A 16,285-nucleotide genomic window follows, 5' to 3' on the forward strand; every position below is an offset into this window, starting at 1 on the left:
TGGGGGTGGAACACTCCCGCCCCATGAAGAACAAGCACTACGAGGAAGCGCTGGCAGCGCTGGAGCCGGAACTGGTGACCATGGCTCGCTGGGCCAGGGCGAAAGGCCAGCGCGTGCTGGTGCTGCTGGAGGGGCGCGATACCGCCGGCAAGAGCGGGGTCATCAGCGCGATCCGCGGGCCCCTGAACCCGCGCCAGTGCCGCGTGGTGGCGCTGGGCAAGCCGAGCGAGGCGGAAGCCGGGCAGTGGTATTTCCAGCGCTATGTCCAGCACCTGCCCACGGCGGGCGAGATCGTGCTGTTCGATCGCAGCTGGTACAACCGCGCCGGGGTTGAAAAGGTGATGGGCTTCGCCACCCCTGAACAGGTCGATGCCTTCCTGGCCGCCGTCCCGGTGTTCGAGAAGCTGCTGGTGGACGACGGGATCCGCCTGTTCAAATACTGGCTGGGTACCGACCAGGCCGAGCAGGAAGAGCGCTTTGCCGAGCGGGTGGCCGATCCGCTGAAGCGCTGGAAGCTGTCGCCCATCGATGTGCAGGCGCGCACCCTCTATGACGAGTACACGCAGGCCCGCGAGGCCATGTTCGCCGCCACCCACACTGCCCATGCCCCGTGGACGATGGTGAACTTCAACGACCAGAAGCACGGGCGGCTGACGCTGATCCGCAACCTGCTGGACCGCCTGCCCGATTGCGCCCTGCCGGAAGAGCCGATCGACTGGCCGCCGCTGGGGCACGAGCCGTTGCCTGAACGCTACGAGCTGATCCAGCCCCTGCCGCCCTATCCCGTCCCGGGCGACTGAACGCCAGATTAATAGCGCCTTTTCAGGGGCATCCGCCGCCCGCCACGAACGCATGGCCGCTTCGGCGGGAGCCAACCGGCGCGCCGGCGCTTCCCCTCTTCACCATGCGCAGATGCGCGTGTTGCAAGAGGATTTGAGCCATGAAGACCTTCTCTCTCATCACCGCCACCCTGGCCCTGGGCCTGGCTGGCACGGCCCATGCGCAGGGCATCGGCATTGGCGGCGCGGGCGGCGTGGGCGTTGGCCCGGGCGGCGTTTCCGTTGGGGGCAATGCCGGCGGCGGCGTGGACGTGCCGCTGCCCAACCCGCCGGTCGACAGCACTATCGACACCACGGTGGACACCACCACGACCACGGTGGAGGATGCCTGGGACGAGACCGAGCGCGGCCTCGATAATGCCCGCACCCGCGTGGAAGAGGCCGGGGCAGAGGGCCGGCGCGGCCTTGACCGCGCCACCGATGTGCAGGCCGATACCGATGTCCGCGTGACCACCCCCCAGGGCCAGGTTCACGCCAACGGCCACGCTGGTGACCACCCGGCCGGCGAGGTTGCAGTCGAGGTCGATACCGACACCGACAACTAAGCGACCGAAATTACGCGTCAGCCCCCCTGACGAACCGGAAAGGGCGGCTCCCGCAAGGAAGCCGCCCTTTCTTTGTCCGCCGGGGCTGATCTGTCAGGCCGGAGGTGTGGCCGGCCAGTCCGGTTCTTCCTGCCCGCGCGTCTTCCACAGCGAATAGGCGATGCCCGCGCCAATCAGGGCGAAGGTCACGCCCAGGCTGACCGAAGCGGGAATCTTGCCGCCATCCAGCACGAAGTCGGAAATGAAGATCTTCGTGCCGATGAACACCAGCACCGCGGCCAGGGCATACTTGAGGTAGTGGAAGCGATGGACCATCGCCGCCAGGGCGAAGTACAGCGCACGCAGGCCCAGGATGGCGAAGATGTTGCTGGTGTAGACGATGAAGGTATCGGTGGTGATGGCGAAGATTGCCGGCACGCTGTCCACCGCGAACACCAGGTCGGCCAGGTTGATCACCACCAGCGCCAGGAACATCGGCGTGGCGGCAGTCACCAGCTTGCCGGTCTTCTCGTCGGGCACCTTGACGAAGAAGTTGGGGCCGTGATGCTCCTTGGTCACGCGCATGTGGGTGCTGATCCAGCGGACAACGGGGTTGCCCGCCACGTCCATCGGCTTGTCGCCGGCGAACATCATCTTGATGCCGGTAACGATCAGGAAGGCGGCAAACAGGTAGAGCACCCAGTAGGCCTCTGCCAGCAGCGCCGCACCGCCCGCGATCATCAGGCCGCGCAGCACGATCACCGCGATGATGCCCCACAGCAGGGCCCGGTACTGGTACTGCAAGGGCACGGCGAAGGTGGCGAAGATCAGGCTGATCACGAAGACGTTGTCGATCGACAGCGCCTTCTCGATGAAGAAGCCGGTGTAGTATTCGGTGGCAGGGCCAGCCCCGCGCTCGAACCACACCCACAGGCCGAACAGCATGGCGACCGCGATGTAGAAGGCGGAAAGCTTCAGGCTTTCGGCCACGCCCATCACCTTGTCCTCCTTGTGCAGGAAGCCCAGGTCGAAGGCGGTCAGCAGCACGACGATGCTGAGGAACGCACCCCAGAACCACACCGGGGTGCCCAGCCAGTCGGCTGTCAAGAATTCCATCATGTTTGAATGTCCCTGTTAAAGGCATGGCGCGCCGTCCATCCGCCCCCGCAGGAGTGGCAAGCCGGCGCGCCCGCGTTCGCGATCAGCCCGCGCTGGGCCGCCGCGTTGTGTGGTCAGCCTGCGGCGCAGAACGCGCCAGCCGCTGGATCAGGTCCTTCACCCGCAGCTTCATCTTCTTCAGGCGGGTCAGCTCCAGGCTATCGGGCGCAGGGCGCTGGCGGGCCAGGTGCAGGCGCTCGTCGATCTTCTGGTGCAGGCGGGTAAGCGTAAACAATCGGGCCGACATCCTCGGTCTCCATAAGAGAGTTGGAGTATCGGACAGCCTTTGCATTCCGTCCGGGTGAGGGGGGGAAGGCCCGGGGTCGAGAACGCATCGGCTGTCCGATGCGGTCCGACATCACGAGCGCCTTCGTAAGAAGCGCGCCCGCCAGAGGGGCCCGGTCCGCTCTCGTCTAATAGGAGTGATTCGCTCCGCTTTCAAGCCCCGTAATCCATTGCCCGTTGACGCCGAACCTATAGGACAAGCGACATGACCATCGAACGCGGTAAAGTGGTGCCCCTCAGGCCGCGCAATGGCGGCAACCGTCGCCCGCCCCCGCGCCCGCCCGCCCGGCGGCGTTCCACCTGGCGGGAGGCCTTCGTGGCGGTGCGCCCGTGGCTGCTGCTGATCGCCCTGGCCACCGGGTGGTTCGTGATCGACAATCCCGAGCAGTTTGAGCCGCCGGCCTTCCTGCAGACCGCGCCCGAAACCATTGCCGGCACTTTCACCCGCTGCGGACGGGGGCGCGGCTATTACTGCGTGATCGACGGCGATACCTTCCGCATCGGCCAGCGCACCGTGCGCGTGCAGGGGATCGACACGGCGGAGGTGGATGCCCGCTGCCCGGCCGAGGCGGCGCAGGCCGAAGCCAGCACCCATGCCCTCCAGGCCTGGCTCAACCGCGGCTCGTTTCGCATGACCGCGCGGCTGGACGAACCGACCGACCACTATGGCCGCGAACTGCGCTTCGTGACGCGTGCGGAGCCCGATGGCCGGGAGGACCGGCTGGCCCGGTGGATGATCGCCAACGGCGGCGCGCGGCCCTATGGCGGCGAAAGCCGCGCGGGGTGGTGCTGAGCGGCCCTTGACCGTTCTGGCGGGCGGGCGCACTCCCCTGCGCCATGCCCACGCTGATCCTGCTCACCTTGTCCAACCTGTTCATGACTGCCGCCTGGTACTGGCACCTGAAGGGCGGACCTGAGGTAGCCAATGCCCGGCCGCTGGGCTGGGTGATCCTGATAAGTTGGCTGCTGGCGGGGATCGAGTATTCCCTCGCCGTGCCCGCCAACCGCATCGGCTATGCCAGCGGCTGGAGCGCGGGGCAGCTCAAGATCGTGCAGGAGGCGATCGCGCTCACCGTGTTCGGCCTGTTCATGGTCTTCGTGCTGGGCGAAGCGGCCACCTGGCGCCACGCGGCGGCCTTCTGCTGCATCATGGCGGCGGTGGCCTTCCTGTTCGTGGGCAAGTGAGATGACCCGCGCGGCCATCCGCTATTGGCTGGGCGTGTTCGCGCTGGGCTTCACGCTGGGCACCGTGCGGACCCTGTGGCTGGAGCCGGCGCTTGGCCCGCTTGCCGCCGTGGCGCTGGAACTGCCGGTGATGCTGGCGGCAAGCTGGTGGTGGGCGGGCCGCGTGCTGGCCCGCCACCCGGTCCCCACGCGCCGCGCGGCGCTGGGTACGGGGCTGCTGGCCTTCACGCTGCTGCTGGCAGGCGAATGAGCGCTGGCCCTCGCCTTGGGCCAGACAGGAGCGCAATGGCTGGCCGCCCTCGCCCGCCCGGCAGGCGCGCTGGGGCTGGCGGGGCAGGTGCTGTTTGGCCTGATGCCCGCGCTCAGGTGGCGCGGGGCCTAGGGCGCTATTCGGCGGGTGACGCGCTGGCGGACGGGGCCACCGGGGTCATCGTCACTTCCGGCAGGGTCACGCCTTCGGGGTTGGCCTCATCCGCCGGCACAGCGATCAGCTCGCCGCCGCTGACATCGGTGGCGGCGGGTTCGGGGGCCACGGGTTCCTCGGCCTGGCAGGCGGCCAGCAGGGGGACCAGGGCAAGAGCAAGGGCGGATGTGCGGGACAGGTGCATCGGCGGCCTCCTTGGGGCGTGGCTAGACTCAGGTGATCCTCGCGGCCGATGGTGCGCCTGTCCCGGGCCGCTGGCAAGAGCGCGCGGGAACAGGTGGCGCGCTGGCGCGTCGAACAGGGGAAAGCGGCGCGGTCTTTCCCCGCGCCAGCGTCCAGAGAGGAACCAGCGCCATGTACAACCGCAAGCTGTCCGACACCGAAGGGTTCAACGCCCCGCTGACCACCGACGAGGGGCTGGAAGCGACACGCGTGACGCAGAGCGATTTTGCCAATGCCACCGACCCCGCCGCCGCGCCCACCGAGCCGCACTATCCGATCGGCGCGACCGAGCCGGACCATTCGCCAGACGGCCCACCGGCCGAAACGCCGGCACCCGACGGCCCCGCCGAAACCCCGCCGCCCGACGGACCGGCAGAAACCCCCGCCCCGTCAGAACCGACCCCGGTTCCCCCCGACATGCCCCAGCAACCCGACGCCCCGCCGCCAATGCCCAACCCGGGCCATCCCGACCAGCCGGACGAGATCGTGCCGCCTGATCCGGTTTGAGGGGCTGGTCTGCGGGTCTTATTGAAACGACGGCAGCGGGCCGCCGCCCCAATACCAGGCCAGCCCCGCCAGTCCGATTACCTGCAGCACCACGATGCCGCGAAGTTCGGAGTTGAATGGCTGCTTGCGCGTCTTGTGGCGAAAGGCCTTGCGCCCCGCGAGCGCACCCGGAGAGCCGCCGATCAGCGCCAGGAACAGCAGCGTGGATTCGCGAATGCGCCACCCCCCGTTCTCCGCCCGCGCCTTGTCGATCCCGAAAGCGGCAAAAGCCGCAAAGTTGACCGCACACAACGCGGTGACGAGGTTGGCCGGGGCGAGCAGCGTCATGCGGCGCGAGTTTAGGCTGGTTGGGTTAGGGGATTGCTAAGGGCTGTACCGGGCACATTGAACTGGGGTCGACCGGTTTCTCCCCTCCCGCTTGCGGGAGGGGCTGGGGGTGGGTCAGTTTTCCCCTCACTCCGCCGCCTGCGAATCCCCGAACAGCCCCGGCGCTTCCGGCTCCACCTCGACCTCGTTCGCCGCCTTGGCCTTCTGGCGCGAGTCGAAGCTGGACCACACGGTCTGCCAGTCACCCTTGGTCGCGCCCTTCGAGTATTCCGTCGCGCGGGTTTCGAAGAAGTTGGCGTGCTCCACGCCGTTCAGCAGCGGGGTCAGCCAGGGCAGCGGGTGGTCTTCCACCATGTAGATCGCAGGCAGGTTGAGCTGGCTCAGGCGCCAGTCGGCGATGTAGCGGATATAGCGCTTGATTTCCTTCGCCGTCATCCCGGGCACCGGGCCGCCTTCGAAGGCGAGGTCGATGAAGGCATCCTCCAGCCGCACCGTCTTCTGGCACATGTCGATGATGTCTTCCTTCACCGCCTTGGTCAGGCACTGCCGCTCGGCGCAGAAGGCGTGGAACAGGCGGGTGATGCCTTCGCAGTGCAGGCTTTCATCGCGCACGGACCAGGACACGATCTGCCCCATGCCCTTCATCTTGTTGAAGCGCGGGAAGTTCATCAGCATGGCAAAGCTGGCGAACAGTTGCAGCCCTTCGGTAAAGCCACCGAACATGGCCAGCGTGCGGGCGATATCCTCGTCCGAATCCACGCCGAACTGCTGCAGGTAATCGTGCTTGGCCTTCATCTCCTCGTATTCGAGGAACATGCCGTATTCGCTTTCCGGCATGCCGATGGTGTCCAGCAGGTGGCTGTAGGCGGCGATGTGCACCGTTTCCATGTTGCTGAACGCGGCCAGCATCATCTTGATCTCGGTGGGCTTGAACACCCGGCCGTACTTGTCGTGATAGCAGTCCTGCACTTCCACGTCGGCCTGGGTGAAGAAGCGGAAGATCTGGGTGAGCAGGTTGCGCTCGTGGTCCGAGAGGTTCTGCGCCCAGTCACGGCAATCCTCGCCCAGTGGCACTTCCTCGGGCATCCAGTGGATCTGCTGCTGGCGCTTCCAGAACTCGTAGGCCCAGGGATATTCGAAGGGCTTGTAGGTCTTGCGGGCTTCGAGCAACGACATCTGGTATCTCCGGGCGTGAATCGCGAACCCCCAATATAGGGTTTCCCGATGGTGAATCGAAGACGAGCGAAGGACTATATGCGGGGATAAATCGTGCGACGAAGCGTTGCTGGCGCGAGTCGAAGCGAGGGCGCGCGATGCGCCGGACGGATCAACCGTCCTTCTTGCTCCAGCGGCGCGAAATTTCCAGCAGCACCAGGATGGGGGTAGACCAGATCCACGTCATCAGGCCCGCTTCGTGCCAGCCGCCGTTTTCCGGCAGGGCCACCGAGCATTCGATCACTTCCCACAGGTCCTTGGGCGTGCAGGCCGATGGCCAGAAGGCGGTGGCGAACAGCCAGGCGCCCAGCACCAGCCAGCCGATCTGCCCCAGGTACAGCACCAGGTAGCGTGAAACGCGCACCTCGCCATACCCGTGATGGGTGGGAAAGCGTTTGGAACCTTGGCCCATGGCGCGGAAAATACCGCCGGCGTGGTTAGCATTTGGCTAACGGGCAGGCTTAAATGCGATCAGTTGTCGAGGATTGCGAACGGTGCCCACACCGCCGGATGGGCGGCATCGGCGAGGTCAGCCCGCGCCATCAGCGCCAATTGCGCCTGCCGCAGCGCCTCGGCCCTGTCGCCGGTGCCCGCACGCCGCAGCGTTTCCACGCTGAGGAAGGCGGCGGCATCGTCGCGCACGCGCCAGTGGCTCAGCATCAGGCTGCGCGCTCCGGCCTGGGCAAAGGCGCGCGCGAGGCCGGAATAGCCGGGCGCGCCGGTGCTCTGCCCGGCAGCGGTATCGCAGGCGGACAGGATCACCCAGTCCGCCGCCAGCTTCATGCCGGCGATCTCGCTGGCGGTCAGCAGGCCATCCTCGGCGCTGCCCCCTTCCGCGCTGCCCGCCAGCACCAGCGCCGGCTCGTCCAGCCCGGCCACCTCGCCGCCGACAAGGCCGTGGGTGGCAAAGGCAATCACCCCGAAGCGCGGCAGGTCCAGCGTGGCAAGCGCGCTTTCGCTGGCTTCCGCCCCCGCCAGCACGGTTGCCCCCGGCGGAGCGAGCGCGCGGGCCAGATCGTCCAGCTCGGCCCGGGCGCGGGGCAGCGGCGGCAGGCTGGCGGCTGCGCTGGCCAGCGCGGGCGGCAGGCCATCGGGCGCCCCCACGCCCAGGAAGTCGCGCGCGGCCAGAGGCGCATCGGCCGGGCCCAGCCGCGCCAGATCGGCCACCACGCGAATGGCGGAACGGCGCACCAGCCACGGCGCATCGGCCAGCCGCGCGGGGTCCGCCGCGCCGGTCAGCAGCACGGCAGGCGACAGGCGGGCAAGGTAGCCGGCGGCGGGAAACAGCAGCTCGCGCGCGCCGGTGGCGAGATCGCGCACCGCGGCCGGAAAGACCACATCGTGCAGCGCCCGCGCCGCTGACACATCGAACGCGCCGGGCGACTGGGCGGACAGGCGCACCCGCTCGGCCAGCGCGGCCACCTGCATCGGCGGCAGGTCGGCCTGCCCCCAGGCCACGGCATCGCGGGTGACGGTGATGGTCAGCGCCCGGTCCGGCAAGGCCAGCGGCAGGACCAGCACCTCGCCCGCACCCAGCTTCGCCTGCAGTTCGCCCAGCGTGGGCACCTGCGGGCGGGCGAGCTCGGCATATTGCGGGAAGGCCTCCAGCAGCGCGCCCTGTGCAGCCGCCGCCTCGTCGCGCGCGGCGGCCAGGCGCGGGGCCAGGTCCGCCGCATCGGCGCTGCCGCTGGCCTGCGCGGCGGCCAGCGCCTTGTCCGCCGCCTGCACCGCGGCGCGGGCCGCTTCCAGCCGGTCCACCGCCGCGCCCAGTCCCTCTTCGCGCGCCAGGGCCCCGGCGGCGATGCGGGCGTTGCTGATGCCCTGTTCGGACAGCAGCAGCAGTTGCGCCGCCTGCACCGCCTCGCCCATGTCCCCGGCGGCTAGCGCCACGGCAACGTGATCGGCAAAGGCGCGCGGCACCACTCGCGACAGGGCCACGCGGTCGGTCTCGCTGGCGGCCAGGTCGAACATCTGCTTGGCGAACAGGCCGCTGGCCTCGCGCGATTGCTCCAGCGCCTCGGCCGTGCGCCCCAGCCCCGCCAGCACGCGGGCGCGGATCAGGCGGGCGGCGATCACCTCGCTGTGTTCGGGCGGATACTCGGCGCTGAGGAGCGCCAGCCCCTCGTCCACCTGCGCCAGCGCCTCGTCGCGCCGGCCCAGCCGCTCGAGCTGGTCGGCCCAGACTACCTGCCCGCTGCCGATGTTGGAGTTGCCCGGTTCCAGCTCGGCCACCAGCCGCTCCACCCCGGCGCGGGCCTCGGCCTCGGCCTCGTCCAGCCGGCCCTGCCGCGCCAGCACCACGGCCAGGTTGCCACGTGCCCGCCCGCGCGCCCACGGCTGGGTGGCGGAGCGGAGCCGGTCGGCCATGTCTGCCGCCGCGCGAAACAGCACCTCGGCATCGGCATAGGCCCCGCGCAGTTCCAGCGCGCGGGCCAGCAGCGACAGGGGATCGTAGATCTCGTCCGCGTCGCCGGTGCGCAGGGTGCGCTCCAGCTCCAGGTGGCGGCGGATCAGCGGCTCGGCCTCGGCATAGCGGCCATAGCGCAACAGCACGGCATAGGCCGAATTCAGGACGTTGCCCATCTTGGGATGGTCCGGCGGCAGGTGCGCGTGGGCATGGTCACTGGCCAGGCGCATGGCGGCCAGCGTATCGGGCCGCTCCAGGTAATACTTCACCGCCCCGCAGGAACTGGCATCGTTGACCACCATCGCGTGATAGGGAGACGGTGCCGCCAGCCCCAGGTCGCGCGCGGTGCAGAAGGCGCTTTCCGCCGCCGCCAGATCATTGCGGGCGAAAGCGATCATCCCTTGCGCGTTGCGGGCCAGCGCCTGATCGACCAGCCCGCCAGGCCCGGCGGCTTGCGCTGTAGCCAGCGCGGCGCGGGCCAGCGCCTCGGCCTCGTCCAGCCGCGCCGCCTCGGTCAGCAGCAGCGATCCGGTGGCCTGGTGGCGGGCAAGGAAGGCGGGCGGTGCGGGAAGCGCCGCCACCAGCGCATCAGCGGCCTGCCATTCGGCCAGCCCGTCCGCGTTCGCCTGCGCATACATCAGGGCAATGGCCAGCCCCAGGCGGCTTTCCGCCACCAGTTCGGGCGGAGACGCGGGATCGGCCAGCACGCGGGCGGTAAAGGCGCGCCAGGCAGCCAGCTCCCCCTCAGGCGCAGCGAGGACATCGCGCGCGCGCATCTGCTCGATGGTCGGCAGCGCCTCCTGCCCCGCTGCGGGCTGGGCAAGCGCCAGGGCACCGGCTGTAGCCAGTGCCCCGATCAAGCCCTCTACCCCGCGACCCCAAGACATGGGCCACGGTTTGAATGATTTACCGCGGGCTGGCCAGCGGCAATTTTCGGTGTGTCAGCCCACCAGCAGGCGCAACAACAGGAAAATCGCCCCGACGATGGCGATCATCGGCCCCTGCTTCTTCAACTGCGCGGCCTTGGCCGGATCCTTGCTCAGCTTGTCGCTGAACACCATCGACAGAATGCCGGCGGCCAGCAGGCCGATACCCCCGTAGAGCAGCATATGCGTGTACCCCTACCCCAATGGCGCGACCCGGGCCGGATGATGCCTGCGCAGGTGCGATTACGCAATGCCACGGATGGGGGGATGGACGGGCGGGAGCCGCCAGCCTTGCCGCGCGTTGGTCTGCCGGAAACCAGTAAAGGAGAGCCAGCGATGACCCAGCTCAAGACGATCCGCGAGCACATGGCCGTGGTCGGGTCCGACGGCGGACCCGTGGGCACGGTGGACGGCGTGGAGGTGGACCGCATCAAGCTGACCCGCACCGGCAACCCCGCCGGCCACGAAGGCTACCACCACTACCTCGCCGCCGACCTGGTGGCCGGGGTGGAAGGCGACACCGTGCGGCTGAACACCACCGCCGCCAGCGCCATGGTCTACATGGACGAAAGCGAAGGCGCCGACCGATCGGTCAACGCCGTGACCCGCCGCGAGGAGGAAGAGACCGAAGCGATGGCGAGTTATGGCGAGGAGGATGCGGGGTAGTGGGCCAGGAAGCGATGGCTGCCAGAATCAGGACAAAGACGCAGGTTACAAGCCCGAGATAGGGGCCAGCCGGCACGCAGGTCGCGCCAAAAACGAAAAAGCCGCTCCCGTATCGGAAGCGGCCTCTTCTTGCGGCGCATGGCCCTGTTCCGGTTTTACGGCCGAATTCACTGGCAGGCCAGGCACTCCTCGTAGTCGGTCTGGCCACCGGCGCTGAGTTCGATCTTGGGTGCATCGGCGGTGTTGTCCGCCTCCACCCCGCCGGCAAAGCCGGCGCGCTGCACGGACTTCGACCGCAGGTAATACAGGCTCTTGATACCCTTCTCCCAGGCCTGGAAGTGCAGCATCATCAGATCCCACTTGTCCACGTCGGCCGGGATGTAGAGGTTGAGGCTCTGCGCCTGGTCGATGAACGGGGTGCGGTCCGCCGCGAATTCCAGCAGCCAGCGCTGGTCGATCTCGAAGCTGGTCTTGTAGACCGCCTTTTCCTCGGGCGTCAGGAAATCGAGGTGCTGGACGCTGCCGCCCTTCTCCAGGATCGAGTTCCACACGTTGGTGGAGTTCTTGCTCTTCTGGTCGAGCAGCTTTTCCAGGTACGGGTTCTTCACTACGAAGCTGCCCGACAGGGTCTTGTGGGTGTAGATGTTGGCCGGGATCGGCTCGATGCAGGCGCTGGTGCCGCCGCAGATGATGCTGATCGACGCGGTGGGGGCGATCGCCATCTTGCACGAAAACCGCTCCATCACGCCCTGCTCGGCAGCGTCGGGACAGGCCCCGCGCTCTTCGGCCAGGACCATGCTGGCCTCTTCCGCCTTGGCCGCGATGTGCTTGAACATCTTGAGGTTCCACACCTTGGCCATGGGGCTTTCGAAGCCGATGCCCTTCATCTGCAGGAAGCTGTGGAAGCCCATTACGCCCATGCCGACCGACCGCTCGCGGCTGGCGGAATACTTGGCGCGGGCCATCTCGTCCGGCGCGCGGTCGATATAGTCCTGCAGTACGTTGTCGAGGAAGCGCATCACGTCCTCGATGAAGGTCTTGTCGGTGTTCCACTGGTCCCAGGTTTCCAGGTTCAGCGACGACAGGCAGCACACCGCCGTGCGATCGTTGCCCAGGTGGTCAACCCCGGTTGGCAGGGTGATTTCGCTGCACAGGTTGGAGGTGGACACCTTCAGGCCCAGGTCACGGTGGTGCTTGGGCATCATGCGGTTCACCGTGTCGGAGAACACGATGTAGGGCTCACCCGTGGCGAGGCGGGTCTCGACCAGCTTCTGGAACAGGCTGCGCGCATCCACCTGCCCGCGCACGCTGCCGTCCTTGGGGCTGAGCAGGTCGAACTTGCTGCCGGTGCGGACCGCTTCCATGAAGGCATCGGTCACCAGCACGCCGTGGTGCAGGTTCAGCGCCTTGCGGTTGAAATCGCCGCTGGGCTTGCGGATCTCGAGGAACTCCTCGATCTCCGGGTGGTGGATGTCGATATAGCAGGCGGCAGAGCCGCGGCGCAGCGAACCCTGGCTGATCGCCAGCGTCAGGCTGTCCATCACGCGCACGAAGGGGATGATCCCGCTGGTCTTGCCGTTCAGGCCCACCGGCTCGCCGATGCCGCGTACGTTGCCCCAGTAGGTGCCGATGCCGCCGCCCTTGCTGGCCAGCCACACGTTCTCGTTCCAGGTGCCGACGATGCCTTCCAGGCTGTCAGACACGCTGTTGAGATAGCACGAGATCGGCAGGCCGCGGTTGGTGCCGGCATTGCTCAGCACCGGGGTGGCGGGCATGAACCACAGGTTCGAGATGTAGTCATACAGCCGCTGGGCGTGGTCCTGGTCATCGGCATAGGCATCGGCCACGCGGGCAAACAGGTCCTGGTAGCTCTCGCCCGGCAGCAGGTAGCGGTCGCGCAGCGTTTCCTTGCCGAAATCGGTCAGGTTGGCGTCACGCGCACTGTCGGTCACCACGGTGAACCGGCGCGCGTTGACGGTCTTGGAATCCTTGGGCGCGGCGGCGGCCTTCGCCACCTCGGCCATGGCGTTGCCCAGCGCCTGTGCGGCGGCATCGGCCACCAGGGCATCGCTGCCCGTATCCTTGCGGTCCATTTCCAGTGCCTTTCCGGCAGTATCGGCGGCGCTCTTGCGCCTGGGCGGGGCGTCGTTCGCCAGGTTGAGGTCCAGTCCCATTGCCGCTTCGTCCGTTGCCTTGAATTCCATGTGTGCCGCCCGTCCCCGATATCGTTACCAAAAGCCCCGGCGAAACCCGGAGCCATGCCGCTTTGTTCCGCATGTGTTCGAATCGGCGGGTATCAGCCAACCTACCCGTTTCCATGCCTGGGCAGGGAAAAACTTATCCCCCGCCTGCCCACAGATTGGCTGCGCGCCCCCTTGCCAAGCCCCTTCAGCACGCCCTTCGCGCACTCTCCCGACCATCCGGGATAACACTAGGTCTTGTGGGTGCCTCCGCAGTCCAAGCCACCACCCATAGTGAATCGGGTGGAATCCGCGCGCAAGAGGGTTAAGTCCGATTTAAGCGCCGATGCGCGCCGTTCAAGCCACTGTCTTGCCCACGCCATACACCGCGACGCGCGGGAAAAGGTCCACTGGCGCGCTTGGCAAGCCCCAAAATCCATCTGCGGAAAAAAATCCGCGGCGTTGCGCGGGCGTGAATCTATCGAATCGGGCCGCGCAACATGCTTGCGCCGGCCGCCTTGCGGGCATCGCGGAACTGGACCCGGCCCTGCAAATTTGCCACAAGCCGCGCCGTCGCCAACACTGCGGAGAGGCCCCGCATGATCACCCTCGCCAAGTCGATCCCCTTTGGTGTGTTCCTGACCATCCTGGTCTGCCTGTTCATGGGCTCGGGCGGGTCCACCGGCGGGGTGCTCAACATCTTCTCGTTCCATGTCGAGTTCATGGACTTCGACGTGAAGCTCTACTGGTCGTGGGCGATGTTCATCGCCGGCACGTTCCTGGCCTTCGTGATCCTGCTGATGATGGGCGACTGACCGGCCGCTTACTCGCGCGCGGCCGGGTCTTCCTCCGGCCGCTTGTAGAAATACTGCCGCAAAAGCTCGACCAGCGCCGTGGTGCGCAGCAGCGCCTGCGCGTGGGTGCGACGCTGCGCGGCCGGATCGGGGTCGGCGGCAATCGCGGCCTGGGCGGCCAGCAGGTGGCGGGTGACCGGCCCGGCCTGGTCCGGCACCAGGCGCAGCAGAAGGGGGCGCAGGGTGCCGTGCCAGTCCAGCGCGTGGACCTTGCCGATCACCGCCAGCGCCTCGTCGCCCGAAATCGCGCCTGCCTCATGGTCCTTGAGCAGGCGGCAGCGGAAGGTGCGACAGGTGGTGGGCCGCCGGTCATAGACGGTGCACCCTTCGGCCCCGTGGCGCGGGCACGGCAGCAGGAAGCGCCCTTCGCCATCGTCCCGCTCCTCGGTTCCCATGCCCAGCGAGGCGCACAGCGGCTGCTCGCCCGGGTACATTCGCGCGTGATCGAACAGGTGCCCGTCGCAGCAGATGCCGCAGGCCACGCAGATGTTGGTGGATGCCATGCGGGGGTTTGAGCCGGTCACGACGCGCCGCGTCAAGTCGCACACGGAATTTTACGCAAGGCCGAATGCAGAAAGCACTTTCCTACAGCACCCGGAATAGTGCAGCCCGATTCGCGTCCGATGCGTCTGGCCAGAGCAGCGGATGGGCCATCCTCCGGTTCTTCGGAACGCGGAGGAAATGACCGGCGCGGGCGTCCCGGTGTTCAGCCGAACGTTCGCACCAGGCATGGCCGCCACGCGAGTGCTGCCCTCCGTCGCGTCAGTAGCTGGAGGATGGCCGCGGGCCGGCGGCAACAAATCTCGACGCGAATGAAAGTAACCTAGCTACCCAAAGCGTCGTCGAGTCCGGGCACAGAATGCGGCAACCCCGCGCCGGTCATTTGCTCCCTACCCTCCCCCGGCAGCCCCAAGGCTGGCCGGGCCACGGGCGCAAGGTCAGGGCACCAGCACCGTATCGACCGCGTTTGGCAGCGTCTCCGGATAGTCCAGCGTGTAGTGCAGCCCGCGGCTCTCGTGGCGCTTCAGGGCGCTGTCCACGATCAGGCCGGCACACTGGTGGAGGTTGCGCAGCTCGATCAGGTCGGTGGTCACGCGGAAGTGGCCGTAATAGTCCTCGATCTCGCTGCCGAGCAGCTTGATGCGGTGGGCGGCGCGTTCCAGGCGCTTGGTGGTGCGCACGATGCCCACATAGTTCCACATGAAGCGGCGGATCTCGGTCCAGTTCTGCTTGATAATGACCTCCTCGTCCGAATCGGTCACTCGGCTTTCATCCCACTCGCGGATCTGCGGCACGGTCAGCAGCTCGTCCCAGCGGGTGAGGATGTCCTGCGCCGCCGCCTCGCCGAACACGAAGCATTCGAGGAGCGAGTTGGAAGCCAGGCGGTTGGCCCCGTGCAGGCCGCTTTCGGTGCATTCGCCCGCCGCCCACAGGCCCGGCAGGTCGGTCCGCGCATCCAGCCCGATCACCACCCCGCCGCAGGTATAGTGCTGCGCGGGCACCACGGGGATCGGCTGTTTCGTCATGTCGATCCCCAGCCCCAGCAGCTTTTCGTGGATCGTGGGGAAGTGGCCGCGCACGAAATCGGCCGGCATGTGGCTGATATCCAGGTGCACGAAATCCAGGCCATAGCGCTTGATCTGGTCATCGTTGGCCCGCGCCACGATATCGCGCGGGGCCAGTTCCATCCGCTCCGGATCATAGTCCACCATGTAGCGGTGGCCGGTGACCGGGTTGATCAGGTGCCCGCCCTCGCCGCGCACGGCCTCGGTGATGAGGAAGTTCTTGACCTCGAGGTTGTAGAGGCAGGTCGGGTGGAACTGCATCATCTCCATGTTGGAGACGCGCGCGCCCGCCCGCCAGGCCATGGCGATGCCATCGCCGGTGGCCCCGCGCGGCGCGGTGGAGAACTGGTACACGCGACCAGCGCCGCCGCTGGCCAGCACGGTGGCGCGGGCCGTGTGCGCCTCCACCTTGCCGGTCGCCTCGTTCAGCGCATAGGCCCCCCACACGCGGCCCGACCCGGAATAGCGCTCCTCGTGCTTGCCGGTGATCAGGTCGATGCAGGACCGGTGCGGCAGCAGGGTGATGTTGGGGTTTTCCTCGGCCGCCTTTAGCAGGGCGGCCTGCACCGCCCAGCCGGTGGCATCGTCCACATGCACGATGCGGCGGTGCGAATGGCCGCCCTCGCGCGTCAGGTGCAGGTCCCCGCTTTCCCGGTTGAAGGGGACGCCCAGCTCGCACAGCCTGTCGATCGCGGCCGGGGCGCGTTCGATAACAAACTCCACCGCCGCCAGGTCGTTCAGGCCCGCGCCCGCCACCATGGTATCGCGGATATGGTCCTCGAAGGTGTCGCCCGCGTCGAGCACCGCGGCGATCCCGCCCTGCGCCCAGGCGGTGGAGCCGCTGTTCAGCGCCCCCTTGGCCAGCACCAGCACTTTCAGCCGCGTGGCCAGCGACAGGGCCGCAGTCAGCCCCGCCGCGCCGGAGCCGATGATGAGGACGTCATAAGGGGCAGCCTGTGTCATGCGCGGGACTCATGCCCGTGGCGGGGCCATGCTGCAAG

General features: G+C 67.7%; 19 protein-coding genes. 8 read left to right on the top strand and 11 right to left on the bottom strand.

Annotation, left to right across the window (positions count from 1 at the left end; all coding sequences use genetic code 11):
• Positions 1 to 23: 23 nt before the first annotated feature.
• Positions 24 to 800, top strand: coding sequence for a polyphosphate kinase 2 (gene ppk2, locus GRI99_RS03910; protein WP_160770649.1), 777 nt, complete (start codon positions 24 to 26; stop codon positions 798 to 800).
• Positions 801 to 940: 140 nt separating this feature from the next.
• Positions 941 to 1,384 carry a hypothetical protein gene (locus GRI99_RS03915; RefSeq protein WP_160770650.1) on the top strand — a complete coding sequence of 148 codons (444 nt, stop codon included), beginning with the start codon at positions 941 to 943 and terminating at the stop codon, positions 1,382 to 1,384.
• 93 nt (positions 1,385 to 1,477) lie between these two features.
• Here the strand turns inward: GRI99_RS03915 and GRI99_RS03920 are convergent, their stop codons facing one another.
• Together GRI99_RS03920 and GRI99_RS03925 are read right to left on the bottom strand one after the other, a co-directional pair.
• Entirely contained in the window at positions 1,478 to 2,479 is a 1,002-nt protein-coding gene (locus tag GRI99_RS03920) for a TerC family protein (protein ID WP_160770877.1), read from the bottom strand.
• A gap of 85 nt (positions 2,480 to 2,564) precedes the next feature.
• Positions 2,565 to 2,756, bottom strand: coding sequence for a YdcH family protein (locus GRI99_RS03925; protein WP_237438090.1), 192 nt, complete (start codon positions 2,754 to 2,756; stop codon positions 2,565 to 2,567).
• 255 nt (positions 2,757 to 3,011) lie between these two features.
• Here GRI99_RS03925 and GRI99_RS03930 point away from each other — a divergent pair, with 255 nt between their 5' ends.
• From GRI99_RS03930 to GRI99_RS03940, 3 genes are read left to right on the top strand one after another with little or no spacing between them, the layout of a single operon-like run.
• A complete protein-coding gene (locus GRI99_RS03930) occupies positions 3,012 to 3,599 on the top strand; it encodes a thermonuclease family protein (protein ID WP_160770652.1) in 588 nt (195 codons plus the stop codon).
• A 44-nt stretch (positions 3,600 to 3,643) separates the two neighbouring features.
• The gene (locus GRI99_RS03935; protein WP_160770653.1) at positions 3,644 to 3,991 is read left to right on the top strand and encodes a DMT family protein; all 348 of its coding nucleotides are present in this window, start codon (positions 3,644 to 3,646) and stop codon (positions 3,989 to 3,991) included.
• A gap of 1 nt (position 3,992) precedes the next feature.
• Positions 3,993 to 4,241 (top strand): hypothetical protein, encoded by a 249-nt coding sequence (locus GRI99_RS03940; protein ID WP_160770654.1) that lies wholly within the window; start codon positions 3,993 to 3,995, stop codon positions 4,239 to 4,241.
• Between the two features lie 136 nt (positions 4,242 to 4,377).
• Here GRI99_RS03940 and GRI99_RS03945 read toward each other — a convergent pair whose 3' ends face one another.
• A complete protein-coding gene (locus GRI99_RS03945; RefSeq protein WP_160770655.1) occupies positions 4,378 to 4,599 on the bottom strand; it encodes a hypothetical protein in 222 nt (73 codons plus the stop codon).
• 170 nt (positions 4,600 to 4,769) lie between these two features.
• Here GRI99_RS03945 and GRI99_RS03950 point away from each other — a divergent pair, with 170 nt between their 5' ends.
• The gene (locus tag GRI99_RS03950; protein WP_160770656.1) at positions 4,770 to 5,144 is read left to right on the top strand and encodes a hypothetical protein; all 375 of its coding nucleotides are present in this window, start codon (positions 4,770 to 4,772) and stop codon (positions 5,142 to 5,144) included.
• Between the two features lie 18 nt (positions 5,145 to 5,162).
• Here GRI99_RS03950 and GRI99_RS03955 read toward each other — a convergent pair whose 3' ends face one another.
• From GRI99_RS03955 to GRI99_RS03975, 5 genes are all read right to left on the bottom strand, one after another.
• Entirely contained in the window at positions 5,163 to 5,471 is a 309-nt protein-coding gene (locus GRI99_RS03955) for a DUF1294 domain-containing protein (RefSeq protein ID WP_160770657.1), read from the bottom strand.
• Between the two features lie 126 nt (positions 5,472 to 5,597).
• Entirely contained in the window at positions 5,598 to 6,647 is a 1,050-nt protein-coding gene (locus GRI99_RS03960; RefSeq protein WP_160770658.1) for a ribonucleotide-diphosphate reductase subunit beta, read from the bottom strand.
• A gap of 151 nt (positions 6,648 to 6,798) precedes the next feature.
• On the bottom strand, positions 6,799 to 7,098 hold the full coding sequence (locus tag GRI99_RS03965; protein WP_160770659.1) for a hypothetical protein: 300 nt from the start codon (positions 7,096 to 7,098) through the stop codon (positions 6,799 to 6,801).
• Positions 7,099 to 7,157: 59 nt separating this feature from the next.
• Positions 7,158 to 9,980 (bottom strand): CHAT domain-containing protein, encoded by a 2,823-nt coding sequence (locus tag GRI99_RS03970; protein ID WP_160770660.1) that lies wholly within the window; start codon positions 9,978 to 9,980, stop codon positions 7,158 to 7,160.
• Positions 9,981 to 10,034: 54 nt separating this feature from the next.
• Positions 10,035 to 10,202 carry a hypothetical protein gene (locus GRI99_RS03975; protein WP_160770661.1) on the bottom strand — a complete coding sequence of 56 codons (168 nt, stop codon included), beginning with the start codon at positions 10,200 to 10,202 and terminating at the stop codon, positions 10,035 to 10,037.
• Between the two features lie 153 nt (positions 10,203 to 10,355).
• Here GRI99_RS03975 and GRI99_RS03980 point away from each other — a divergent pair, with 153 nt between their 5' ends.
• Positions 10,356 to 10,685 carry a DUF2171 domain-containing protein gene (locus GRI99_RS03980; RefSeq protein ID WP_160770662.1) on the top strand — a complete coding sequence of 110 codons (330 nt, stop codon included), beginning with the start codon at positions 10,356 to 10,358 and terminating at the stop codon, positions 10,683 to 10,685.
• Positions 10,686 to 10,852: 167 nt separating this feature from the next.
• On the opposite strand, the gene GRI99_RS03985 is transcribed toward GRI99_RS03980, so the two are convergent.
• Positions 10,853 to 12,778: a ribonucleoside-diphosphate reductase subunit alpha gene (locus tag GRI99_RS03985; RefSeq protein WP_439098422.1), complete on the bottom strand. Its 1,926-nt coding sequence runs from the start codon at positions 12,776 to 12,778 to the stop codon at positions 10,853 to 10,855.
• A 686-nt stretch (positions 12,779 to 13,464) separates the two neighbouring features.
• On the opposite strand from GRI99_RS03985, the gene GRI99_RS03990 reads away from it, so the two are divergent.
• The gene (locus GRI99_RS03990; protein WP_160770664.1) at positions 13,465 to 13,680 is read left to right on the top strand and encodes a hypothetical protein; all 216 of its coding nucleotides are present in this window, start codon (positions 13,465 to 13,467) and stop codon (positions 13,678 to 13,680) included.
• Positions 13,681 to 13,688: 8 nt separating this feature from the next.
• On the opposite strand, the gene GRI99_RS03995 is transcribed toward GRI99_RS03990, so the two are convergent.
• Positions 13,689 to 14,222, bottom strand: coding sequence for a YkgJ family cysteine cluster protein (locus GRI99_RS03995; protein ID WP_160770665.1), 534 nt, complete (start codon positions 14,220 to 14,222; stop codon positions 13,689 to 13,691).
• Positions 14,223 to 14,657: 435 nt separating this feature from the next.
• Positions 14,658 to 16,247 carry an L-aspartate oxidase gene (gene nadB / locus GRI99_RS04000; protein ID WP_160770666.1) on the bottom strand — a complete coding sequence of 530 codons (1,590 nt, stop codon included), beginning with the start codon at positions 16,245 to 16,247 and terminating at the stop codon, positions 14,658 to 14,660.
• Between the last annotated feature and the right edge of the window lie 38 nt (positions 16,248 to 16,285).

Source organism: Alteraurantiacibacter buctensis, from assembly GCF_009827655.1.
Classification (GTDB): domain Bacteria; phylum Pseudomonadota; class Alphaproteobacteria; order Sphingomonadales; family Sphingomonadaceae; genus Alteraurantiacibacter; species Alteraurantiacibacter buctensis.